Source organism: Azospirillum sp. VT-I1, assembly GCF_055698305.1.
Window position 1 is genome coordinate 1,199,910 of sequence record NZ_CP168800.1, and the last position, 21,134, is coordinate 1,221,043.

The 21,134-nt window shown below is 69.0% G+C and carries 20 protein-coding genes and 2 tRNA genes; 15 read left to right on the forward strand and 7 right to left on the reverse strand.

All coding sequences use genetic code 11. From position 1 onward, the window contains the following. Window positions 1-46: 46 nt before the first annotated feature. Window positions 47-1,339 carry a UDP-N-acetylglucosamine 1-carboxyvinyltransferase gene (murA, locus tag AB8P05_RS05775; protein ID WP_455172297.1) on the reverse strand — a complete coding sequence of 431 codons (1,293 nt, stop codon included), beginning with the start codon at window positions 1,337-1,339 and terminating at the stop codon, window positions 47-49. Between the two features lie 55 nt (window positions 1,340-1,394). Further along, window positions 1,395-1,949 carry a dCTP deaminase gene (gene dcd, locus AB8P05_RS05780; protein WP_014248468.1) on the reverse strand — a complete coding sequence of 185 codons (555 nt, stop codon included), beginning with the start codon at window positions 1,947-1,949 and terminating at the stop codon, window positions 1,395-1,397. A gap of 163 nt (window positions 1,950-2,112) precedes the next feature. Here dcd and AB8P05_RS05785 point away from each other — a divergent pair, with 163 nt between their 5' ends. Continuing rightward, a complete protein-coding gene (locus tag AB8P05_RS05785) occupies window positions 2,113-2,544 on the forward strand; it encodes a GNAT family N-acetyltransferase (RefSeq protein WP_472759140.1) in 432 nt (143 codons plus the stop codon). Between the two features lie 147 nt (window positions 2,545-2,691). Here AB8P05_RS05785 and AB8P05_RS05790 read toward each other — a convergent pair whose 3' ends face one another. Together AB8P05_RS05790 and AB8P05_RS05795 are read right to left on the reverse strand one after the other, a co-directional pair. After that, entirely contained in the window at window positions 2,692-2,838 is a 147-nt protein-coding gene (locus AB8P05_RS05790; protein ID WP_472759141.1) for a hypothetical protein, read from the reverse strand. A gap of 35 nt (window positions 2,839-2,873) precedes the next feature. Further along, complete coding sequence (locus AB8P05_RS05795; protein ID WP_472759142.1) at window positions 2,874-3,212, reverse strand: hypothetical protein; 339 nt, start codon at window positions 3,210-3,212, stop codon at window positions 2,874-2,876. A 168-nt stretch (window positions 3,213-3,380) separates the two neighbouring features. On the opposite strand from AB8P05_RS05795, the gene AB8P05_RS05800 reads away from it, so the two are divergent. The 3 genes from AB8P05_RS05800 to AB8P05_RS05810 are packed head-to-tail and all read left to right on the forward strand — an operon-like array spanning window position 3,381 to window position 6,248. After that, the gene (locus AB8P05_RS05800; protein WP_472759143.1) at window positions 3,381-4,364 is read left to right on the forward strand and encodes an SDR family NAD(P)-dependent oxidoreductase; all 984 of its coding nucleotides are present in this window, start codon (window positions 3,381-3,383) and stop codon (window positions 4,362-4,364) included. A gap of 34 nt (window positions 4,365-4,398) precedes the next feature. Beyond that, window positions 4,399-5,403, forward strand: coding sequence for an MraY family glycosyltransferase (locus tag AB8P05_RS05805; RefSeq protein WP_472759144.1), 1,005 nt, complete (start codon window positions 4,399-4,401; stop codon window positions 5,401-5,403). Between the two features lie 5 nt (window positions 5,404-5,408). Further along, window positions 5,409-6,248 carry a glycosyltransferase family 2 protein gene (locus tag AB8P05_RS05810; protein ID WP_472759145.1) on the forward strand — a complete coding sequence of 280 codons (840 nt, stop codon included), beginning with the start codon at window positions 5,409-5,411 and terminating at the stop codon, window positions 6,246-6,248. Here the strand turns inward: AB8P05_RS05810 and AB8P05_RS05815 are convergent. Beyond that, window positions 6,210-7,259: a glycosyltransferase family 2 protein gene (locus tag AB8P05_RS05815; protein ID WP_472759146.1), complete on the reverse strand. Its 1,050-nt coding sequence runs from the start codon at window positions 7,257-7,259 to the stop codon at window positions 6,210-6,212. The two genes, AB8P05_RS05810 and AB8P05_RS05815, sit on opposite strands and share 39 nt — an antisense overlap. Window positions 7,260-7,431: 172 nt before the next feature. Between AB8P05_RS05815 and AB8P05_RS05820 the strand changes: the two genes are divergently transcribed. The 10 genes from AB8P05_RS05820 to egtB all read left to right on the forward strand — a co-directional run bounded on the left by AB8P05_RS05820 (window position 7,432) and on the right by egtB (window position 18,650). Beyond that, the gene (locus AB8P05_RS05820) at window positions 7,432-8,376 is read left to right on the forward strand and encodes a UDP-glucose 4-epimerase family protein (protein ID WP_472759147.1); all 945 of its coding nucleotides are present in this window, start codon (window positions 7,432-7,434) and stop codon (window positions 8,374-8,376) included. A 78-nt stretch (window positions 8,377-8,454) separates the two neighbouring features. Then, complete coding sequence (locus AB8P05_RS05825; protein WP_472759148.1) at window positions 8,455-10,389, forward strand: polysaccharide biosynthesis protein; 1,935 nt, start codon at window positions 8,455-8,457, stop codon at window positions 10,387-10,389. 171 nt (window positions 10,390-10,560) lie between these two features. After that, window positions 10,561-10,635 (forward strand) — tRNA-Thr (locus AB8P05_RS05830). 36 nt (window positions 10,636-10,671) lie between these two features. Next, window positions 10,672-10,746 (forward strand) — tRNA-Thr (locus tag AB8P05_RS05835). A 138-nt stretch (window positions 10,747-10,884) separates the two neighbouring features. Next, window positions 10,885-11,964, forward strand: a complete 1,080-nt coding sequence (aroC, locus tag AB8P05_RS05840) for a chorismate synthase (RefSeq protein WP_472759149.1) — start codon at window positions 10,885-10,887, stop codon at window positions 11,962-11,964. Between the two features lie 64 nt (window positions 11,965-12,028). After that, a complete protein-coding gene (locus AB8P05_RS05845) occupies window positions 12,029-12,613 on the forward strand; it encodes a hypothetical protein (RefSeq protein WP_472759150.1) in 585 nt (194 codons plus the stop codon). 48 nt (window positions 12,614-12,661) lie between these two features. After that, entirely contained in the window at window positions 12,662-14,818 is a 2,157-nt protein-coding gene (rnr, locus tag AB8P05_RS05850; RefSeq protein WP_472759151.1) for a ribonuclease R, read from the forward strand. A 357-nt stretch (window positions 14,819-15,175) separates the two neighbouring features. Beyond that, window positions 15,176-16,756, forward strand: a complete 1,581-nt coding sequence (locus tag AB8P05_RS05855; protein ID WP_472759152.1) for a S41 family peptidase — start codon at window positions 15,176-15,178, stop codon at window positions 16,754-16,756. Between the two features lie 158 nt (window positions 16,757-16,914). Then, window positions 16,915-17,082 carry a 50S ribosomal protein L33 gene (gene rpmG / locus AB8P05_RS05860; protein ID WP_012974790.1) on the forward strand — a complete coding sequence of 56 codons (168 nt, stop codon included), beginning with the start codon at window positions 16,915-16,917 and terminating at the stop codon, window positions 17,080-17,082. A gap of 242 nt (window positions 17,083-17,324) precedes the next feature. After that, window positions 17,325-18,650, forward strand: a complete 1,326-nt coding sequence (gene egtB, locus AB8P05_RS05865; protein ID WP_472759153.1) for an ergothioneine biosynthesis protein EgtB — start codon at window positions 17,325-17,327, stop codon at window positions 18,648-18,650. On the opposite strand, the gene AB8P05_RS05870 is transcribed toward egtB, so the two are convergent. Further along, entirely contained in the window at window positions 18,647-20,050 is a 1,404-nt protein-coding gene (locus AB8P05_RS05870; protein WP_472759154.1) for a 3'-5' exonuclease, read from the reverse strand. The two genes, egtB and AB8P05_RS05870, sit on opposite strands and share 4 nt — an antisense overlap. A gap of 70 nt (window positions 20,051-20,120) precedes the next feature. Then, on the reverse strand, window positions 20,121-20,297 hold the full coding sequence (locus tag AB8P05_RS05875) for a hypothetical protein (protein WP_472759155.1): 177 nt from the start codon (window positions 20,295-20,297) through the stop codon (window positions 20,121-20,123). A 373-nt stretch (window positions 20,298-20,670) separates the two neighbouring features. Between AB8P05_RS05875 and AB8P05_RS05880 the strand changes: the two genes are divergently transcribed. Continuing rightward, window positions 20,671-21,120: a pilus assembly protein TadG-related protein gene (locus AB8P05_RS05880; RefSeq protein WP_472759156.1), complete on the forward strand. Its 450-nt coding sequence runs from the start codon at window positions 20,671-20,673 to the stop codon at window positions 21,118-21,120. Window positions 21,121-21,134 lie beyond the last annotated feature (14 nt).

Consider the following 21,134-nt stretch of genomic DNA (forward strand, 5'->3'; position numbering starts at 1 on the left):
GGGAAAGGCCAACCTCATGGGAAGGCGGGAGGGGCGCCCCCGCCGCTTACTCGTCGCCGCCGTGGATGCGTTCGATCTCCGCACCGCAGGCCGCCAGCTTCTCCTCCACCCGCTCATAGCCGCGGTCGAGGTGGTAGACGCGGTTGACCGTCGTCTCCCCTTCCGCCGCCAGCCCGGCGAGCACCAGCGACACCGAAGCGCGCAGGTCCGTCGCCATCACGGGCGCACCGGTCAGCCGCTCCACGCCACGCACCAGGGCCGACGAGCCGTGGACCGTGATCCGCGCGCCCATGCGCGTCAGTTCCGGCGCGTGCATGAAGCGGTTCTCGAAGATCGTTTCCGTGATCATCGCCGCACCCTTGGCCGTGCACATCAGGGCCATCATCTGGGCCTGAAGGTCGGTGGGGAAGCCGGGGAACGGCTCGGTCATCACGTCGACGCCGTGCAGTTCGCCGTTGGCGCGCGAAACGCGGATCCCGTTCTCGATCTCCTCGAAGGCGACGCCGGCCGGAGCCAGCGCCTTGACCGCCGCCTTGATCAGATCGAGACGGGTGTTCATGATGTCAAGACGGCCCCCGGTGATGGCCGCGGCCATGGCGTAGGTGCCGGTCTCGATGCGGTCGGCCACCACCATGTGGCGGGCGCCGTGCAGCCGGTCCACACCCTCGATCACCAGCCGGTCGCTGCCGATGCCGGTGATCTTCGCCCCCATCTTGACCAGGCATTCGGCGAGGTCGGTCACCTCCGGCTCGCGCGCGGCGTTGACCAGGATGGTGGTGCCCTTGGCCAGCGTGGCAGCCATCAGCAGGTTCTCGGTCGCACCCACCGACACCTTGGGGAAGACGTATTCCGCGCCGCGCAGGCCGCCGGCCGGCGCCTTGGCGACGATATAGCCCGCCTCGATCCGGATGTCGGCGCCCATCGCCTCCAGACCCTTGATGTGCAGGTCCACCGGACGCGCGCCGATGGCGCAGCCGCCGGGCAGCGACACCTTGGCCTCGCCGCAGCGGGCCAGCAGCGGCCCCAGCACCAGCACGCTGGCGCGCATCTTGCGGACCAGATCGTAGGGGGCGGTGGTGTTGGTGATGTCGCGGGCGGTGAAGTCCACGGCGCGGCCGGCGCAATCGCCGCCTGCCCCGGCCATGTGGATCGCCACGCCATGCTGCAACAGCAGATTGCACAGCGTGTTGATGTCGGCCAGGATCGGCAGGTTGGTCAGCGTCAGCGTCTCGTCGGTGAGCAGCGACGCCGTCATCAGCGGCAGGGCGGCGTTCTTGGCCCCACCAACGGTGATGGAGCCGTTCAGCGGGCGGCCGCCGCGGATGCGGATCTTGTCCATGGACCTGTTTCTTTCGCGGATACGCCTTCGGAAAAGGCGTTCAGATTAGGAGTGCTCAGAGCCGGGGCAGCGTGACGCCCTTCTGCCCCATGTATTTGCCGGACTTGTCGGCGTAGGACACCTCGCACACGCTGTCGCCCTTCAGGAACAGGAACTGGCACAGCCCCTCGTTCGCATAGACCTTGGCGGGAAGCGGGGTGGTGTTGGAGATCTCCAGCGTGACGTGGCCTTCCCACTCCGGCTCCAGCGGGGTGACGTTCACGATCAGGCCGCAGCGGGCATAGGTGCTCTTGCCCAGGCAGATGACCAGAACGTCGCGCGGGATGCGGAAGTACTCCACCGTGCGGGCCAGCGCGAAGCTGTTGGGCGGAATGATGCAGACGTCGGTCTTGCGGTCGACGAAGCTCGAATCGTCGAAGCGCTTCGGGTCGACGATGGCGTTGTCGACGTTGGTGAAGATCTTGAACTCGTCGGCGACCCGGGCGTCGTAGCCGTAGGATGACACGCCATAGGAGATCACGCCTTCGCGCTTCTGGGTCTCGACGAAGGGCTCGATCATGCCCTTGGTCTCGGCCATCTCGCGGATCCAGCTGTCCGGCATGATGCCCATCGCGGGGGTACTCCTTGGCGTATCGATTGGATTGAGGGTCGTGAAGGCTGGTTTGTAGCCGAGCACGCGGCGGGGCTCAAGGAAAGGTAGGCCGCTTGGGACGCATGGACGGTTCTTTATCACGGCGCTGGTCTTGCCCGCCGCCGCGGCTAAGCTCCCCGCCATGATCCAGAACTTCACCCTGTCCGTGACGGACACCCCCGCCCCGGCCGACCTCGCCGGAGTCTTCGACGGCCTGCGCGCCTACAACGAGGCGTCGCTCGGCCGCGCCTATGACCGCCGCGACCTGGTGGCGGTCGCCCGCGATGCGGACGGCACGCTGAAGGGCGGCCTGGTCGGCTACACCAACTGGGAATGGCTGTATGTCGACCTGCTGTGGGTGGACGACTCCACGCGCGGCAGCGGTCTCGGCGGCCGGTTGCTGGCCGCGGCGGAGGCGGAGGCGAAGACGCGCGGCTGCCGCTGGTCGCGGCTCTATACCTACGACTTCCAGGCGCCGGGCTTCTACCCGAAGCAGGGCTATCAGGTGTGGGCGGAGATGGAAGGATATCCGCCCGGACACAGGCAGATCTGGTTCAGGAAGGATTTGGCTTAGGGGGTGGAGCGGCCTTCGGTCGCTCGCCCCTCCCCGACCCTCCCCCTCTTCGAGGGAGAGGGTGCCTTATGCGAAGCGGCGGCAGTCCCCTCTCCCACCAAAGGTGGGGGAGGGTTAGGGAGGGGGCATCGGTGCATTGCGCCCCACTCACTCCCCGCGCTGCCGCGCCTGCTCCTTGCGCTTGCGCAGGTTCTCGCGCAGGCGGGCGGCGAGGCGTTCGTCGCGGGACGGTGCCGCCGGCTTCGGCTTCACCGAGGCCGGCGGAGTATTCAAAGTCTCGGCGGTGTCGTCCATCGGAGCGGCTCCGCAGCCAGCCTCAGTGGCCAGCTTCAGTGGTTGGACTGGTGCAGGATCTGGTCGCGCAGGCCGGTGTCGTACTCGACGCCGGTCGCGGTCAGGATCGCGGCGCCCGGGGTGCGCTTCACGATGCCCTTGCGCTCCAGGATGGTCCAGACCGCGTCGTTCTGCAGGCCGGTGGCGTCCTTGGCGGAAACGACGGAATGGCCGAGATGGAAATGGTTGCCGTGGGCGTGCGGCAGGGCGGTGATCTGGAAGCCACCCTCCTCGTCCTCGGCCGGCTTGTTCTCCAGTCGGGCGAGTTCCTGCAGCAGGGTCAGGGTGCGCAGCTGCAGCGGGTTCAGGTTCAGCGGATTCTTCTTCGGGGGCATCGATGGTCCCATCGGTCCTGATGTGTCGCGGTCGCGCAGTAGACCGGCAGGGCGGATCGGCTGTCAAGCATGCGAACCGGTCGGCGGACCGGCATGGATGCAGGCTGGCGCCCCGGCCGCCGCTGGGGCATAAGTCCGTCGGACCATCGTCATAAGGACCTTGAGACCATGACCATCCTCGTCACCGGGGCCGCCGGCTTCATCGGATCGCATGTCGCGGCTGCGCTGCTGGACCGCGGGGAGAGCGTGCTCGGCCTCGACAACCTGAACGACTATTACGCGGTGGCGCTGAAGGAGGCGCGGCTCGCCCGTTTGACCGACCGCCCCGGCTTCCGCTTCATAAAGGCCGACATTTCCGACCGCGCGACGGTCGAGGGGCTTTGGCCGCAGTTCGGTGACGTGACGGGCGTGGTTCATCTGGCGGCGCAGCCGGGCGTGCGCTACTCCATCGAGAACCCCTATGCCTATGTCGACGCCAACGTCACCGGCCAGGTGACGCTGCTGGAGGCGGCACGGCGCATGCCGGCCTTGCGGCATTTCGTCTATGCCTCGACCTCCTCGGTCTATGGCGCCAACCGCAAAATGCCGTTCTCGGTGGAAGACCGGGTGGACAGCCCGGTCTCGGTCTATGCCGCCACCAAGAAGGCGGCGGAAATGCTGGCCTTCACCTACAGCCACCTCTATCAGCTGCCGATGACCGGCCTGCGCTTCTTCACGGTCTATGGTCCGTGGAGCCGTCCGGACATGGCGACCTGGCTGTTCGCCGACGCCATCACCGCCGGCCGGCCGATCCGCGTCTTCAACGGCGGCAAGATGAAGCGCGACTTCACCTACATCGACGACATCGTCGCCGGCGTGCTGGCCGCGCTCGACCGCCCGGCCCCGGTCGATGCGGAGACCGGCGCCCCGCATCGCGTCTTCAATCTCGGCAACAACCGGTGCGAGGAGCTGATGCGCTTCATCGGCGTGCTGGAGCAGGCGTTCGGCCGCGAGGCGGTGAAGGTGATGGAGCCGATGCAGGCCGGCGACGTGCAGGAGACCGCCGCCGACATCAAGCTGAGCCGCCAGATCCTGGGTTTCGAGCCGAAGACCCCGATCGAGATCGGCCTGCCCCGCTTCGTGGAGTGGTACAAGGGCTATCACAAGCTCTGACCGTCTTGCCCCGCCCCCGACCGCCCGAGCCACCATGACCTCCACCGCCTATTCGACCGCGCTGATCGGCGTCTTCCTGCTGTGTCTGGCCGCCGGCTGGTACCTGTCCACCCGCGTGCTGCGCTATCTGCTGGCCAGCAGCATCATGGACATCCCGAACGAACGGTCGAGCCATCAGGCCCCCACCCCGCGCGGCGGCGGCTGGGCGGTGATGCTGACGGTGGTGCCGGTCTTCGCCGTCGCCGGGATCGTCTTCGGCCGGCCGCTGGAGACCGGGGCGGTGCTGCTGGGCACGCTGGCGCTGATGGGGGTGTCGTGGATGGACGACCGGCGCGAGCTGTCGCCGCTGCTGCGGCTGGCGGTGCAGGCGCTGGCGGTGGCGTTCGGGCTGCTGGCACTGCCGTCCGACCAGCTGGTCTGGCAGGGCTGGCTGCCCTGGGCGCTGGACCGTGCGGCGACCGCCTTCCTGTGGCTGTGGTTCGTCAACCTCTACAATTTCATGGATGGGATCGACGGGCTGGCCGGCAGCGAGACCATCCTGATCGGCGGCGGCGTAGCGCTGGTCTCGCTGGTGATGGGCGATTTCGGGCTGACCGGAGTCGCCGGGGCGGCGCTGGCCGGGGCGGCTGCGGGGTTCCTGACCCACAACTGGCGGCCGGCCCGCATGTTCATGGGCGATGTCGGCAGCATCCCGCTGGGCCATATCCTGGCTTTCCTGCTCGCCTCGCTGGCGGCGCGCGGCGACTGGGCGGCGGCGTTGATCCTGCCGGCCTACTACCTGACCGACGCCACCATCACGCTGCTGCGCCGGCTGCTGCGCGGCGAGAAGATCTGGCGGGCCCACCGCGAGCATTTTTACCAGAAGGCCGCCAAGGGTGTCGGCCGGCACGACCGCGTCGTGCTGACCATCATCGCCTACAGCCTCGTCCTGGTCGTCGCGGCGCTGGCCGCCGGCAGCTTCGGCGCCTGGACCCTCCTGCCCGGTGCGGTGACCGTCGCGCTGCTGCTGGCGACGCTGACGCGCATGTCGAAGGCCTGATCCCGATGACCGCCGCATTCCTCGACCTGTCGGTCGTCCTCTACCATCCCGATCCGGACCTGCTGGCCCGCTCCCTCGACACCATCGGTGCCGCCGCCGACCGGTTGGCCCAGGGGACCGGGGTGCAGACCCGGCTGTGGATCATCGACAATGGCGCACCGGAGGGCAGCGACCCAGGATCCAACCCGTTCCGGGCGCTGCTGGACCGCTATGCGGAAGCCGGCCGGCCGCCGGTGACGCTGATCGCAGGACACGGCAATGTCGGCTACGGCGCCGGGCACAATCTGGCAATCCGGCAGGGCGACGCGCCCTATCACCTGATCCTGAACTACGACATCCTGCTGGAGCCCGACGCGCTGCTCGCCGGCTGGCGCTATATGGAGGCGCATCCGGGCACGGTGCTGCTGACGCCCAAGGTGTTCGGCCCCTCGGGGGAGCAGGAATTCCTGTGCAAGCGCCGGCCGACCGTGCTGGACCTCGGCCTGCGCGCCTTCGCCCCCGCTTCGGTCAAGCGGATGTTCGCCCGGCGGCTCGACCGCTATGAGATGCGCGACGTCACCCGCGACTCGGTCGTCACCGGGCTGGAGCAGGTCAGCGGCGCCTTCATGCTGTTCCGGCGCGACGCGCTGGCCCGGCTGGGCGGCTTCGACGACGGATACTTCCTGTATTTCGAGGATTTCGACCTGTCGCGCCGGGCGATGGCGCTGGGCGAGATCGCCTATGTGCCCGACGTGCGCATGGTCCATTTCGGCGGCAAGGCGGCGCGCAAGGGCGGCGCGCACATCCGGATGTTCGCCCGCTCCGCCCTACGCTTTTTCAACACCCACGGATGGCGGCTGGTCTGAGCTGTGCGACTTCCGCAGCCCCGGACGGCCGCGGGTCTTCAGCAGCAGCGGGTTCCAGGCGATCATGCGGGCGACCTGCCCCAGCGTGGCCTTGCGGTCGCGCTGGATGGCGCGGCGCTTGGCGATCATGCGCGGCAGGCCGCACAGCGCGTCGCGGATGCCGCGGCCGATGGCGCCGGTGCGCCCGCTGCCCAGGCTGCGCACCACCAGATAGACCACCAGCAGCGCATGGCCGGCGAAGGCCAGCGGCAGCAGCGGCAGCGGCATGTTCTTCACCATGGTCCACACCAGATTGCGGACGCCGTGATACTGGGCGAAGGTGCCGTACTGCTTGGACACGCCGCTGCTGACATGCTCCACCACCGCGTCGCCGACCTGCACCGCCGGGCCGCCGTTCAGGCGGATGCGGAAGCCGAGGTCGACATCCTCGCAATAGCAGAAGAAATCCTCGTCGAAGCCGCCGACGGCCTCGAAACAGTCGCGCCGGTACATGGCGGCGGCGGCGCAGGGCGAGAAGACCGTCCCGCTGTAGTAGGGCGGCTTCAGCATGCGGCGGTAATTGACCCGCCAGGCGAAGCCGAAGATGGAATACTGGTCACCCTCCCCGTCGATCATGCGGGGATCGTGCGAGAAGAGCTGGGTCGAGCCGAACATCGCCACGTCGGGCTGCGCCCGGGCGGCGGCCTGCAGCCGCTCCATCCAGTCGCGGCGCGGGAAGGCGTCGGGATTCAGCGTGACGATCCAGGGAACGGTGGCGCCGGCGGCACCGATGTTGTTGGCCTTGGCGAAGCCCACATTCGTGTCCAGCCGCAACATCCGGAACCGCGGATCGGCGGGCAGAGCGATGCCGTCGACGTCCTTCGAGGCGTTGTCGACGATCACCACCTCGAATGCGGGATCGGTCTGGTCGAGCAGACAGCCAATGACGCGATTGACGAAGTCGGCGCAATTAAAGCTGACGATGATGATTCGGCTGTGCCGATCATTCGCATCGTCCACGAGATGTGACATGTCTTGGTAGCGTCCTTATTCACGCGTCCCTGTCCAGCTTATAACCATTCCCTTCATCGACCGAAAGCCGGAAAACAGGCGTGGGACTTTGCGCCGTGGCGCCCCCTGGCCAAACCGGATAATAAATCACCGCCCCATCCACCATCCGATCCCAGCCCGGACCATCCTGCCCATGCGCGTTCTCCTGACCGGCGCGACCGGCTTCGTCGGCCGCCACACCGTCCCGCTGCTGGCCGCCCGCGGACATAGGGTGCGCGCGGCGCTGCGCACCGCCTCCGAGGGACCATGGGAGCCGTCCGTCGTCGGCGACATCGGCCCCGATACCGACTGGACGGCAGCGCTCGCCGGCATCGACGCGGTGATCCACATGGCGGCCCGTGTCCATGTGATGCGCGACACGGCTTCCGATCCGCTGGCGGAGTTCCGCCGCGTCAACACCGCCGGCACGATCCGGCTGGCGGAGCAGGCCGCGGCCGCCGGGGTGAAGCGCTTCGTCTATCTCAGCAGCATCAAGGCAATGGTGGACGAAAGCCGCCCTGCCCCGCTGGACGCGGCAACCACGCCCGACCCGCACAGCCCCTACGGCATCTCGAAACTGGAGGCCGAGCGGGCGCTGGTGGAGATCGCGGCCCGCACCGGCATGGAGGTGGCGGTGATCCGCCCGCCGCTGGTGTATGGCCCCGGTGCCGCCGGTAACATGCGCGCTCTGCTGAAACTGGTGGCGACCGGCCTGCCCTTGCCCCTGGGCGGCATCCACAACCGGCGCAGCCTGATCTATGTCGGCAACCTCGCCGATGCGGTGGTGACGGTGCTGGAGCATCCGGACGCCGCCGGACAGACCTTTCTGGTCCAGGATGGGGAACCGGTTTCGACCGCCGATCTGGTGCGCGCCATCGCCGCCGCGCTCGACCGGCCGGCCCGGCTGATCCCGGTGCCGCAGGGGCTGATGGCGCTGGGCGCGGCGCTGACCGGGACGCGGGCGGTGTTCGACCGCTTGGCCGGCACGCTGACGGTGGATGACGGCCCCATCCGCAACCGGCTCGGCTGGCGCCCGCCCCATGACCTTGCGACCGGGTTGCGCGCCACCGCGGAATGGTTCAAAGCTTCCCGCGGCTGATTGCCGAGGCCGGAACCCGCCATCGCCGGGTCCGGCCGCCGGGTCTCAAAGCCGAACGAATGAACAAGGTTTAGCGGCATGCGCATCCCGTCCGCACGGGCATTCCTGGTGTTCCTGCATGATCTGGTGATGACCGGGGTCGCCCTGGTCGTCGCCCTCTATCTGCGGGTGGGCGGTTCCGCCTTCGGTCTCTATTCCGACGCGCTGTCCATCGCGCTGCCGGTGCTGGTCGGCGTTTCGGCGGCGGTGTTCGTGCTGTTCGGGCTGTACCGCGGCATCTGGCGCTACGCCTCCATTCCCGACCTGATCCAGGTGGTGCGCGCGGTCACCGTGGCGGTGCTGTGCTTCGTGCTGGCGATGTTCCTGCTGACGCGCGCCGAACTGCTGCCCCGCTCGCTGCCGCCGATCCTGTGGCTGGTGCAGATGCTTCTGCTGGGCGGACCGCGCTTCGCCTACCGCTTCCTGAAGGACCGCCGCTTCAGCTGGGCCGAGGCGGTGGAGGGCGTGCCGCGCATCCCCGTCCTGCTGCTGGGCGTCGGCGACGCGGCGGAGCTGTTCATCCGCTCGCTCGACCAGCCGGGACAGTCGGCCTACCGCGTGGTCGGCATCCTCGACGACAAGGGCCGACGCATCGGCCATGCCGTGCGCGGCGTGCCGGTGCTGGGCGGCCCCGACGATCTCGAACAGGTGGTCCAGACTCTGGAACGCAAGGGCGAACGGCCGCAGCGGCTGATCGTCACCAAGGGCAATGCCGAGCTGAAGGGATCGACCCTGCGCAGCCTGCTCGACCGGGCGGAGGCGCTGGGGTTGGTCATGTCCCGCCTGCCCAGCCTGACCGAGTTCAAATCGGCACTAGGCGAAGGCAAGGGTGTCGAGGTGCGACCCATCGCGCTGGAGGATCTGCTCGGCCGCCCGCAGGCGGTGCTGGACCGCGGCGCCATATCCGGGCTGATCGGCGGGCGGCGGGTGATCGTCACCGGCGCCGGCGGCACCATCGGCAGCGAACTGGTCCGCCAGATTGCGGCACTGGGTCCGGAACGGCTGATCCTGCTCGATGCCGGGGAGTTCAACCTCTACAGCATCGAGATGGAGGTGCGGGAGAAGTTCCCCGCCCTCGACACCCGCGCGGTGATCGCCGACGTGCGCGACCGCGACCGCGTCATGCGCCTGTTCCAGGACGAGCGGCCCGCCCTGGTCTTCCATGCCGCGGCGCTGAAGCATGTGCCGCTGGTGGAGGCCAACCCGTGCGAGGGAGCGCTGACCAATGTGGTCGGCACCCGCAACGTCGCCGATGCGGCCCGCGCCGCCGGCTGCCTCGCCATGGTGCTGATCTCCACCGACAAGGCGATCCGCCCCACCAGCGTGATGGGGGCGGCCAAGCGCTTCGCCGAGACCTATTGCCAAGCGCTGGACGTGCTGCCGCCGCGCGACGGGACGGAGCATGCCACCCGCTACATGACCGTACGCTTCGGCAATGTGCTGGGCTCCTCCGGCTCGGTGGTGCCGCTCTTCACCCGGCAGCTGGCCAATGGCGGTCCGCTGACCGTGACCCACCCGGACATGCGCCGCTATTTCATGACGGTGCGCGAGGCGGTGGAACTGGTCCTGCAGGCATCCGCCCACGGCGCCACCCGCGCTGAGGACCGTGGCAAGATCCTGGTGCTGGACATGGGTGAGCCGGTGAAGATCGCCGACCTCGCCCGCCAGATGATCCGGCTGGCCGGCTACCGGCCCGGGGTGGACATCGAGATCGCCTTCACCGGCCTGCGCCCGGGCGAGAAGCTGTTCGAGGAGATCCTGACCGCCGCGGAGGCGCCGAGCCGCACCGAGGCAGACGGCGTCTTCCTCGCCTCCCCCCGGCTGATCGACTATGCGCTGGTCAACCGCGCGGTGGGCGAGTTGGAGGCGGCGGCGCGGGCCGGCGACGGCGACCGTGTGCTGTCGATCCTCGGCACCGTCGTGCCCGATTTCCGTGCCGAAGCGGTGCTTCCGCCCGCCGCCACGCAGGCGTGATCGGGACCTGATCGGGGGGCTCGTTCCGGGCGCGAAAAAAGTGAGTGATGAGGTGATTTTAAGCGCTTGCATCCCCCAAAAGCCTGTGGCATAACCCGCGCCACTTCGGGGGGCGGTCAAGCCTGAACGCCTCACCCGAACGCATCGCCTCAGCGATGATCGGTTATCGGGGCTGCCGTAGCTCAGTGGTAGAGCACTCCCTTGGTAAGGGAGAGGTCGAGAGTTCAATCCTCTCTGGCAGCACCATTCCTCCGATCTTGTCACCGGGCGCCTGCATCTGGCGCTGCCGTAGCTCAGTGGTAGAGCACTCCCTTGGTAAGGGAGAGGTCGAGAGTTCAATCCTCTCTGGCAGCACCATCCTCCTCTTTTAAAAACTTCCCTTAAAAATCGGTTCATCGCTTCCTTGACCTTGCCGCCGAAAGGCCGCAAGAAACCTCCCGCTTCTTCACATTTTGTGAAGTCACAGGCGCAGGTTCGTCTCGGGAGGATGTCACCATGGCCGGCAACAGCTTCGGCACGCTTTTCCGCTTCACCACCTGGGGCGAGAGCCACGGTCCGGCCATTGGTGTCGTCGTGGACGGCTGCCCGTCGCTGATCGACCTCGTTGCGGAAACCGACATCCAGCCCTGGATGGACAAGCGCCGGCCCGGCCAGTCGCGCTACACCACCCAGCGCCAGGAACCCGATCAGGTGAAGATCCTGTCCGGCGTGTTCGAGGGCAAGACGACCGGCACCCCGATCTCGCTGCTGATCGAGAACACCGACCAGCGCTCCAAGGACTACAGCGACATCGCCGGCAAATTCCGCCCCGGCCATGCCGACTACACCTACTGGCAGAAGTACGGCATCCGCGATTACCGCGGCGGCGGCCGCTCCTCGGCGCGGGAAACCGCCTGCCGGGTCGCCGCAGGTGCGGTGGCACGCAAGGTGCTGGGCTCCACCATCCAGGTGCGCGGTGCTTTGGTGCAGATCGGCCCGCACAAGGTCGACCGCAGCCGCTGGGACTGGGCGGAGATCGACAACAACCCCTTCTTCTGCCCCGACCCGGTCGCTGCTACCCAGTGGGCCGAGTATCTCGACGGCATCCGCAAGAGCGGCTCGTCCGTCGGCGCGGTGGTGGAGCTGGTGGCGTCCGGCGTGCCGGTGGGGCTGGGCGACCCGCTCTATGACAAGCTGGACAGCGACCTCGCCTGCGCGATGATGACGATCAACGCGGTGAAAGGGGTGGAGATCGGCAACGGCTTCGCCGCCGCCGAGCTGACCGGCGAGGAGAATGCCGACGAGATGCGGATGGGCCCTGACGGCCAGCCGCAATTCCTGTCCAACAACGCGGGCGGTATCCTGGGCGGCATCTCCACCGGGCAGGACATCGTCGTGCGCTTCGCGGTGAAGCCGACCAGCTCGATCCTGACGCCGCGCCAGACGGTGGACACCGCCGGCAACGACACAGACATCCTGACGAAGGGCCGCCACGACCCCTGCGTCGGCATCCGCGCCGTGCCGGTGGGCGAGGCGATGATGGCCTGCGTGCTGGCCGACCATCTGCTGCGGCGGCGGGCCGAGCGGCGGGAGTGAGGGGTAGGAGAGCCTTGCAAGGTTAGACCCCCACCCCTTTCAATCAGCCCCACAGGACCACCCCATGCCCGCCCTCCGCCACGGACAGCGCCTGATCCTCGCCCTGGCGATGCTGGCCGCTCTCTCTGCCGGCGCGGTTCCGGCGGCCATGGCGAACGACAGGCCCTTCCGGGAGTTCGACGAGACCTTCAAATCCTGGAAGCTCTACTGCCAGCTCTGGACCGCCACGCGTCAGGTGGAATGCGAACTGACCGCCCGCGGCGTCAACGACCGCACCGCGCGGCTGGTCTGGCTGCGCTCGACCGAGAAATGGCGCGAGGGGCTGCGCTTCCGCGTTTCCGCCGAATCGCTGGACCTCGACAAGCTGGTGCGGGTCTGGTCCGACCGGGCGGTGTTCAAGCCCGATTCCCCCTGCAAGCCCTACCGGTTCGAGACCAACACCTGCGCGGTGACCGATCCCGACATCAACCGCCGCATGGTGGAGCGGATCGCTCCGGCGCCGGAAGTCTCCATCGTCGGCCAGTCGCCGGCCGGCGAGAAGACGGAGGTGCGCTTCCCGCTTGCCGGCTTCCGCGAGGCGGTGGAGCGCAGCGACGCCATCCGCGCGATGGCCGGCAGACCGTGGGCGACCCGCCCCGATGCCGATTGATCCCTATATAGCGATACCAGCGACAAGAACCGACGGACTCCCCGCCCCGTGACCGACAGCCATTTCCCCGGCAAGGACGCCATTCTCGCCTTTATCCGGTCCAGCACCACCCCCGTCGGCAAGCGCGAGATCGCCCGCGCCTTCAAGCTGTCCGGATCGGCCGACCGCGAGATGCTGAAGGACCTGCTGCGCGAGCTGGAGGCCGACGGCGCGGTGGAGCGTGGCCGCAACAAGCGCATGGCCCCGCCGCAGGCCCTGCCGGCCGTCGCCGTGCTGCTGGTCACCGGCATCGATGCGGACGGCGAGCTGTCGGCCCGCCCGCTGACCTGGACCGGCGAGGGCGACCCGCCGCGCATCTTCCTGCTGCCGGAAAAGAGGTCGCGCGGCGAGGATAAGCCGCTGGCGGTCGGCGACACGCTGCTGGCGAAGCTCGCCCGCATCAACGACCGCCTGTACGAGGCCCGCGTCATCCGCCGCATCGATGGCGAGCGCGAGGGCCGCATCCTCGGCGTCTACCGGCCGAGCGCCGACGGCGGACGCATCCACCCCACCGACCGCCGCCACAAGACCGAGTTCCTGGTGCTGCCGCCCAACCGCGGCGACGCGGAGGCCGGCGACCTCGTCTTCGCCGACATCCTGCCGGCCGGGCGCGCCGGGCAGCCCCAGGCCCGCGTGGTGGAGCGGCTGGGCTCCACCGACGAGCCGCGCGCCTTCAGCCTGATCGCCATCCACGCCCACGGCATTCCCACCGTCTTCCCCCACGCGGCCCTGCGCGAGGCGGAACTGGCGGCGGTGCCGGCGCTGATGCAGCGGGAGGATCTGCGCGACTTCCCGCTGGTGACCATCGACGGCGCCGACGCCCGCGACTTCGACGATGCGGTGTGGGCCGAACCGGACAGCGATCCTGAGAATCCGGAAGGCTGGCACCTGATCGTCGCCATCGCCGACGTATCCTATTACGTGCGTCCCGGATCGGCGCTCGACCGGGTGGCGTACGAACGCGGCAACTCCGTGTACTTCCCCGACCGCGTCGTGCCGATGCTGCCGGAGGCGCTGTCGAACGGGCTGTGCTCGCTGCGGCCGGGGGAGGACCGCGCCTGCCTGGCCTTCCACCTGTGGATCGACCGCAACGGTGTGCTGATCCGGCATCGGCTGGTCCGCGGACTCATGCGGTCGGCGGCGCGCCTCACCTATGAACAGGTGCAGGATTGCCACGACGGCCGGCCGGACGAGGTGACGGCGGCGCTGGCCGACGGGGTGATCGCTCCGCTGTTCGGCGCGTACACCCGGCTGGCCGCCGCCCGTGCCAGGCGCGGCACGCTGGAGCTTGACCTGCCGGAACGCCGGGTCCGCATCGACGAACGCGGCTGCGTCGCCGAGATCGCGGTGCGCGAACGCCACGACAGCCACCGGTTGATCGAGGAGTTCATGATCGCCGCCAACGTCGCGGCGGCGGAGGTGCTGGAACGGCGCACCATGCCCGGCCTCTACCGCATCCACGACCGCCCCTCGATGGACAAGATGGAGGCGCTGCGCGGCTTCCTGGCCGGCATCGGCCATCCGCTGGTCAAGAGCGCCGACCTGACGCCCAGCCATTTCACCCGAATCCTGCGTAAGGTGGAGGGCACCTCGCACGCGCCGCTGGTCAGCGAGGTGATCCTACGCGCCCAGGCCCAGGCCGCCTACAGCCCGGACAACATCGGCCATTTCGGGCTGGCTCTGCACCGCTACGCCCATTTCACCTCGCCGATCCGCCGCTATGCCGACCTGATCGTCCACCGGGCGCTGATCCGCACGCTGGGGCTGGGGGTCGGCGGGCTGGACGACGAGACACTGGGCCGACTGGCGGAGATCGGGGAGCATCTGTCCGGAACCGAACGCCGCGCCGCCGCCGCGGAACGCGACGCGGTGGACCGCTACACCGCCGCCTTCCTCGCCGACCGGGTGGGGGAACGCTTCAGCGGCCGCATCGCCGGCGTCAGCCGCTTCGGGCTGTTCGTACGGCTGGACGAGAGCGGCGCCGATGGGCTGATCCCGGTCAGCACCCTGCCCGACGACCGCTACGACCATGACGAGGCGGCGCACGCCCTGGTGGGGCAGCGTACGGGGCGGACATACCGCCTCAGCAGCCCGGTCAAGGTGCTGCTGACGGAGGCCGATCCGGTCAGCGGCAGCATGCTCTTCCGGCTGGCCGACTCGGAGTGAGCCTCGGTCTCCGTCCGATACCGTTGCTTTGCGGCAACGCTTAAGCGGTGTGGCGAACCGATGGCAATCTCGTGGCAAAGCCAAGGGTTCGCCACAGCTGCAGCGTTGCCGCACCATACAAGCGTGGCCTTGGCGACACAGGCCGGGACAATCCGCAACATTGCGAATCGCTCCGCAATTTTGTCCCGCACACCCTCCTGAACGAAGGTGTATCTATCCCCCATCCGGGACCGGCATCATCCTCGTCCGGTCCGGCTGCAGGAAAGGGAGGCCGCGGTTCGCCCCATGGCCAATTGCGATCACAGCGCGTGCGATCACACCGTACCGTCACGCGTGTCGCCGTTTCGGATCCCCGCGATGTCGAGCCTGGCGCGCCGCCTGCGCCGCTCCATTTGTCATTCCGCCCTTTCTCTTTCGGCCGTGGCGCTCCTCGCCTCCGCCGCCGTCGCAGCTCCCAGCCAATCCGTTCCGGCCAGCGCGCCGCCGTCCGTCAGCGAACAGGTGTTCGCCGTCGGCTTCGGCAAGATCGCCGAGGTCTATCTGGACGCCGTGTCCTTCAACCGCCTGGGCATGGACGGGCTGAAGGGCCTGAGCGCGCTCGATCCCGCGGTGACGGTGGAACGCGCCGGCAGCACCGTACGCCTGTACGTGTCGGGTACGCTGGCCGCGGAGTACGGGGCGGCGCCCGATGCCGATGCCGGCGGCTGGGCAGCCCTGACCACCCGCGTCATCGACCGCGCGCGCAGCTATTCCCCCGTCCTGTCCAAGACGACGCCGGAACGGCTGTACCAGGTGGTGTTCGACGGCATCACCGCCGACCTCGACGGCTATTCCCGCTACACCGGCGTCCAGCGCGCGACCAACGAGCGGGCGCAGCGCGAAGGCTACGGCGGCGTCGGCATCTCGCTGGACAGCGGCACCAACGGCCGCGTCACCGTGCACGACATCATGCCGCACAGCCCGGCCGAGCGCGCCGGCATCACCGACGGTGAACAGCTTCTGGCGATCGACGGCGAGCTGACCACGCGGATGACCCCGGCCGAGATGCGCGACCGGCTACGCGGCCCGACCGGCACCCTGGTCACCCTGACCGTCGCCCGCGACAACGGCGCCCCGCGCCGCCTGCCGTTGCGGCGGGAACGGGTGGTGCCCAACACCATCACCTATTCGCTGTCCGGCGACGTCGGCATCGTCAAGCTCGACCGCTTCAACGCCACCACCGCCTCCAGCCTGCGGACGGCGGTCAACACCCTTCGCCAGACCGCCGGCCCGACCCTGAGCGGGATGGTGCTGGACCTGCGCGGCAATCCGGGCGGGCTGCTGGACCAGGCGGTCGCGGTGGCGGACCTGTTCATGCGCCGCGGCCGGATCATCTCCACCGAAGGCCGCAACCCCGAAAGCCGCCAGCGCTTCGACGCCAACCCGGACGATCTGCTGGACGGTCTGCCCCTGGTGGTGCTGGTCGACGGCCGCTCCGCCTCCTCGGCGGAGGTGGTGGCGTCGGCGCTGCAGGACTCGGGCCGTGCGGTGGTGGTGGGCGCGTCCAGCTATGGCAAGGGCAGCGTCCAGACCGTCACCCGGCTTCCCAACGACGGCGAACTGTTCCTGACCTGGAGCCGCATCTACACGCCGGCCGGCTACACCCTGCACCGCCAGGGCGTGCAGCCCACCGTCTGCACCAGCCGCGCCGGCCAGACCGATCCGGACTCCCTGCTGTCCGACCTGCGCGAAGGGCGCCTGCGCCCGGCGCAGATCGCCAGCTGGCGCTCCAAGGCGGCCGACGACGAAAAGGCGCTGAGCGCGCTGCGCGAGGCCTGCCCCTGGAAGGAGCATGAGCCGGACCTGGACCTGAAGGTCGCCATGCGGCTGCTGGCCGAACCGGCACTATACCAGCGCGCGGTCGCCAGCGCCGTCGTCAACACGGTGGCGGAGCGCTGAGTCCAGCCGGGGGAACGGCCGGCCTGTGGCAATCGAAGTCGGACACCGATTTCACCGCCCATAAGGCTTGACATTGCGGCGTCAGACGGTATTTTCCGCCGCTACGACGCCGCCCCGCCGGGCCGGCGGGGCACGGATTTTTTGTCGGGATCGAGATCATGGCCAAGCAGAACACCGTCCTCATCAAGCTGGTGAGCACGGCTGACACCGGTTTCTTCTACGTGAAGAAGAAGAACCCGAAGAAGACCACCGAGAAGCTGTCGTTCCGTAAGTACGACCCGGTGGCGCGCAAGCACGTCGAGTTCAAGGAAGCCAAGATCAAGTAAGTCTTGTCCGACACTGAGCTGTGCTTCGAATGAACAAGGCCGCCTTTTCGGGCGGCCTTTTCGTTTCCCAGGACTCTTTTCTTTTTCTCGCCAAAGCGCTGCATCTTCCGCACCATGGCCGGTGCGGCATCCGGTCGCTGCCGCTATTTGCGGTGACCGCCGCACCACGGATGCGTGCATTCCAAACGGGCCACTTCGGGCGGACACTGGTCGGACGGTAACCGACTCCGGAGGGACCGATCATGCCCGACACGCATCTCATCCCATCCGCCGGACCGCTTGCCGACTCCGGCGCGACCATGCCGGACGGCGACCGGCGGCAGGCACTCGCCACCCGATTCCAGAAGGCGCGCTCCCGCACGGCGGAGCTGGTCGCCACCCTGTCGCCGGAAGACCTGATGGTCCAGACCGTGCCCGACGGCGCGCCGGCGAAATGGCACCTCGCCCATACCAGCTGGCTGTTCGAGGCGGCGGTGCTGATCCCCTTCAGCCCCGGCTACCGCCCCTTCGACCCCGTCTTCCTCGACCTTTTCGCGGCGCGCGGTAAGCGCTTCGCCGCCCCGCCGCGCGTGCTGTCCCGACCCGGCGCCGCGGAGATCATGCGCCACCGCGACCAGATCAACGCCGCGGTGCTGCATCTGATCGAGCAGGTCGAAGACGGGCTGTGGGACGCGGTGGAAACGGCGCTGGTGATGGCCATCGCCCACGAACGCCGCCACCAGGAGCGCATGCTCCTGCACATCAAGCACGCCCTGTGGTCCAACCCCCTGCGCCCCGCCTACGAGCCGGCGCCGGACCACCCCCATCTGGGAGCGCCGCCCGACGGCTGGGTGGAGCAGGCGGGCGGTCTGGTCGAGGTCGGCCGCCCCGCCCCGCTCCCCGGATTCGACCATGAGGGGCCGCGCCACCGCGTCTGGCTGGAGCCCTACCGTTTGGCCGCCCGCCCGGTCACCTGCGGCGAGTTCCTGACCTTCATCGAGGCCGGCGGCTACAGCGACCGTTCGCTTTGGCTGTCCGACGGCTGGGACGCCGCGCTGGCGGAGGGCTGGAGCGCGCCGCTCTATTGGGAGCGCGGCAGCAGCGACCTGGGCGGCGGGTCCGGCTGGCGGGTCTTCACCCTCTACGGGATGCAGCCGCTCGACCCGGACGAGCCGGTCTGCCATGTCAGCTGGTACGAGGCCGACGCCTATGCGCGCTGGGCCGGCAAGCGCCTGCCCCGCGAAGCAGAATGGGAGACGGTCGCCGCCGGCTGCGACAGCATGGGCAATCTGCTGGGCACCGGCCACCGCCACCCGCGCGCCGGCACCTGTCACGGCACCGGGCCCTGGCAGATGTGCGGCGATGTGTGGGAATGGACCGCCGACGCCTTCGCGACATATCCCGGCTACCGCCGGCCCGACGGCCCGGACGAGGCGGTCAACGGCCGGCTTGCCGGCAACCGCATGGTGCTGCGCGGCGGCAGCTGCCTGACGCCCTTCGACCATGCCGGCCCCTGGACTCGGCATTACCTGAGGCCGGAGACCCGCCTGTCGGTGAGCGGCTTCCGGTTGGCGGAGGATGCGGCTTAGGATTGGCCTGACGCTACCGCGGCCGCGCCTGCCGCCCCGTCCCCGGCCACAAGCGCCCTCGCCTGCCCCTGGGTCAGGATGCCGCGTTCGGTCAGGCGGGTGAACAGCGCGGCGGCCAGTTCCGCCACGGCCATGGCCTCTCCCTGGGGACCGCTGCGCGGTCGGCGGGGCAGGCCGAACGCGTCGGCGAGTTGGTCGGTGGAGGCACCGGCCAGCGCCGGGTCCAGAGCCGCCGCCAGCACCCCGAGGTCGAGGGCCTGCGGCAGGGCCGGCTCGGCGACGCCCGCCTGGGCGGCCGAGCGCGCCAGCGCGGCGAGCGCCTGGTCGATGCCGATGCCGACGGCGATGCAATTGTGCAGCGCGTCCTGGATCGCCGGCCAGACCGCCGCGAAGGGACGCTCGCCCGCCACCATGGCAGTGGCGATGCCGTGACGGGCGGTCGCCTCCTCCGGCACCGGGTCGATGGGGTCGATCAGGAGGGCCAGCGAGACGGTGCGGAAGATGCGCGATCCCGCCAGCCGCACCGTACCCACCGCGATGACCGGGCCGGCATCCGGCTCCACCCCGGCGGTCGCCACCCACAGCGCGACGAAGGGCAGCGCGGCCAGCGGTTCGTCGTCACCCAGGGGGGCCGCAGGGTGGGATTGGTGAAGTGTGAGCGCGCGCTTGCCGGTCAGCCCGGCGCCGTTGGCCATGCCACGGGCGGGAAAGGACAGGATCACGCCGGAATTCAGGCCGAGATCGACGAGCCTCGCCGACAGCTCGCCCTCCTCCGTCCGGCGCAGCACCGCGGTGACGGGTGCCCCGCCGCCGCGCGCACGCTCGATGGCGCGGGCCAGATCGTCACGCAGCAGGGCCTTGCCGATGTCGGCGCCCTCCTCCACCTCCAGCAGCCGGGCGGCGGCGGGGTTCAGCCGCTCCACCCGTCCCCGCTCGTCGACGATCAGCAACGGGTCGTCGGCCAGGACCAGCGCCGCGCGGACCGCCCGGTCCATGCGTCCGCCGCCCAGCAGTCCGACCCCTTGCGGTCCGCCCCCGAGCGGGCCATCCGCCGACGGACCATCCGCCGGCATCGGCTCCCCGCCGCGGATCAGCCCCGCGGCGGCCTCGGCCAGACGCCCGACTTCGCCGCCGCGCCCGCCGGACCAGGGCTCCAGGTCGACGCGGTTGCGCCCGCCGGACAGGCGGTCCGCCAAGCGCTCCAGGTCGCCGAAATGGCGGGTCAGGCGGGAAAAGACGAACCAGACCGCCAGCAGGCCGATCCCGCAGACTGTCAGGTCGCGCGTGAAGGCGGTCCGGTCCGCCGCCGCCAGCTGCGTGATCTCCACGCCCAGAAAGACCAGCGTGGCCGCCGCCACCGCCAGCCCCAGCATCGCCACGCGCCAAACGCCGCCCCTCATCGGGCCGCCTCCCCCTCGTTGTGCTCCGATTCTACCGGGCTGAAGGGAAACGGAGAAGCCGCGCGCGTGTTCAGCGTGCCAGCAGCGCGGCCCGCGCGCCGTCCACCTGCTGCATCAGCCCGGCCAGCGCCCCCCTGACTTCTCCCGACAGTCCCAGCATCAGCAGCGCCACCAGCACGACGGCCAGCGCATGGTCGAGGAAAGGCCGATTCGCTCGGTTGCGGAAATGCGGATGGATCGGCGGCATGGCAGGCGGGCTCCGGCACGGGACAAAAATGCGGAATGCGCACCAGCCTACCCGCGGGAAAGCCCAACGAATGCTTAACGGCAACGGGGATCGAATGGCTTGTCCTGCTTTTGACACCGTCGAATCGCAATTCCGAAGCGTTTTTTCAAGTCGAGTCCGCGCTTTTCGCTTCAAACCCGCCGGGTTACCCTTTGCGGTAGCCGCCGCAAACACGGATTACCGCCTTTGCGTAAAATACATACCAACTCCCGACCGATCTTTTGCTATCGCTCTGTTGCATTTCCTGGTTTGCCTGCTTGTCGGATGGTGCTAAGAGTAGGTCATCCAGCGACAACACTCCTTTCCGCATAGGCAATTCCTTGGGAGGCCGGCAATGACTTTGGTCTATCGTCCCCTGCCCTATGGCGGGCACGAAGACCGGCGGACAGGCCGCCACCTCATTCTGGTGGTGGCCCTGATCCTTGCCATTCCGACCGTGCTCGGTGCCGGCTGCACTGTCGATGCCCTGCGCAGCTATGCGGTGGAGGCTCGGCTGGCGCAGGCCGTCGATGCCGCCGCACTGGCCGGCGGACGGGTGATGTTCGACTCCCAGCGCGACGGGCATATCCGCAGCTTCTTCGACAAGGCGTTCCCCAGCGGCTTCCTGGGATCGCATCTGTCGCCCCTGACGATCGCGGAAGATGCGGCAGCCGGCACCCTGACGGTCAGCGCCCACGCCACCGTCAACGCCATCTTCCTGCGCCTGTTCGGCAAGAAGGAAGTGACGGTGGAGGCTCAGTCCATCGTCCGCCGCGGACACCACGCCCGCAGCAAGCTGCAGTAAGCACCCTTCGCGGC

Bases quoted from the DNA above. Each gene is read 5' to 3' on its own strand.
- murA (WP_455172297.1), bottom strand. From the start codon at position 1,339: ATGGACAAGATCCGCATCCGCGGCGGCCGCCCGCTGAACGGCTCCATC.
- dcd (WP_014248468.1), bottom strand. From the start codon at position 1,949: ATGGGCATCATGCCGGACAGCTGGATCCGCGAGATGGCCGAGACCAAG.
- AB8P05_RS05785 (WP_472759140.1), top strand. From the start codon at position 2,113: ATGATCCAGAACTTCACCCTGTCCGTGACGGACACCCCCGCCCCGGCC.
- AB8P05_RS05790 (WP_472759141.1), bottom strand. From the start codon at position 2,838: ATGGACGACACCGCCGAGACTTTGAATACTCCGCCGGCCTCGGTGAAG.
- AB8P05_RS05795 (WP_472759142.1), bottom strand. From the start codon at position 3,212: ATGCCCCCGAAGAAGAATCCGCTGAACCTGAACCCGCTGCAGCTGCGC.
- AB8P05_RS05800 (WP_472759143.1), top strand. From the start codon at position 3,381: ATGACCATCCTCGTCACCGGGGCCGCCGGCTTCATCGGATCGCATGTC.
- AB8P05_RS05805 (WP_472759144.1), top strand. From the start codon at position 4,399: ATGACCTCCACCGCCTATTCGACCGCGCTGATCGGCGTCTTCCTGCTG.
- AB8P05_RS05810 (WP_472759145.1), top strand. From the start codon at position 5,409: ATGACCGCCGCATTCCTCGACCTGTCGGTCGTCCTCTACCATCCCGAT.
- AB8P05_RS05815 (WP_472759146.1), bottom strand. From the start codon at position 7,259: ATGTCACATCTCGTGGACGATGCGAATGATCGGCACAGCCGAATCATC.
- AB8P05_RS05820 (WP_472759147.1), top strand. From the start codon at position 7,432: ATGCGCGTTCTCCTGACCGGCGCGACCGGCTTCGTCGGCCGCCACACC.
- AB8P05_RS05825 (WP_472759148.1), top strand. From the start codon at position 8,455: ATGCGCATCCCGTCCGCACGGGCATTCCTGGTGTTCCTGCATGATCTG.
- aroC (WP_472759149.1), top strand. From the start codon at position 10,885: ATGGCCGGCAACAGCTTCGGCACGCTTTTCCGCTTCACCACCTGGGGC.
- AB8P05_RS05845 (WP_472759150.1), top strand. From the start codon at position 12,029: ATGCCCGCCCTCCGCCACGGACAGCGCCTGATCCTCGCCCTGGCGATG.
- AB8P05_RS05855 (WP_472759152.1), top strand. From the start codon at position 15,176: ATGTCGAGCCTGGCGCGCCGCCTGCGCCGCTCCATTTGTCATTCCGCC.
- rpmG (WP_012974790.1), top strand. From the start codon at position 16,915: ATGGCCAAGCAGAACACCGTCCTCATCAAGCTGGTGAGCACGGCTGAC.
- egtB (WP_472759153.1), top strand. From the start codon at position 17,325: ATGCCCGACACGCATCTCATCCCATCCGCCGGACCGCTTGCCGACTCC.
- AB8P05_RS05870 (WP_472759154.1), bottom strand. From the start codon at position 20,050: ATGAGGGGCGGCGTTTGGCGCGTGGCGATGCTGGGGCTGGCGGTGGCG.
- AB8P05_RS05875 (WP_472759155.1), bottom strand. From the start codon at position 20,297: ATGCCGCCGATCCATCCGCATTTCCGCAACCGAGCGAATCGGCCTTTC.
- AB8P05_RS05880 (WP_472759156.1), top strand. From the start codon at position 20,671: ATGACTTTGGTCTATCGTCCCCTGCCCTATGGCGGGCACGAAGACCGG.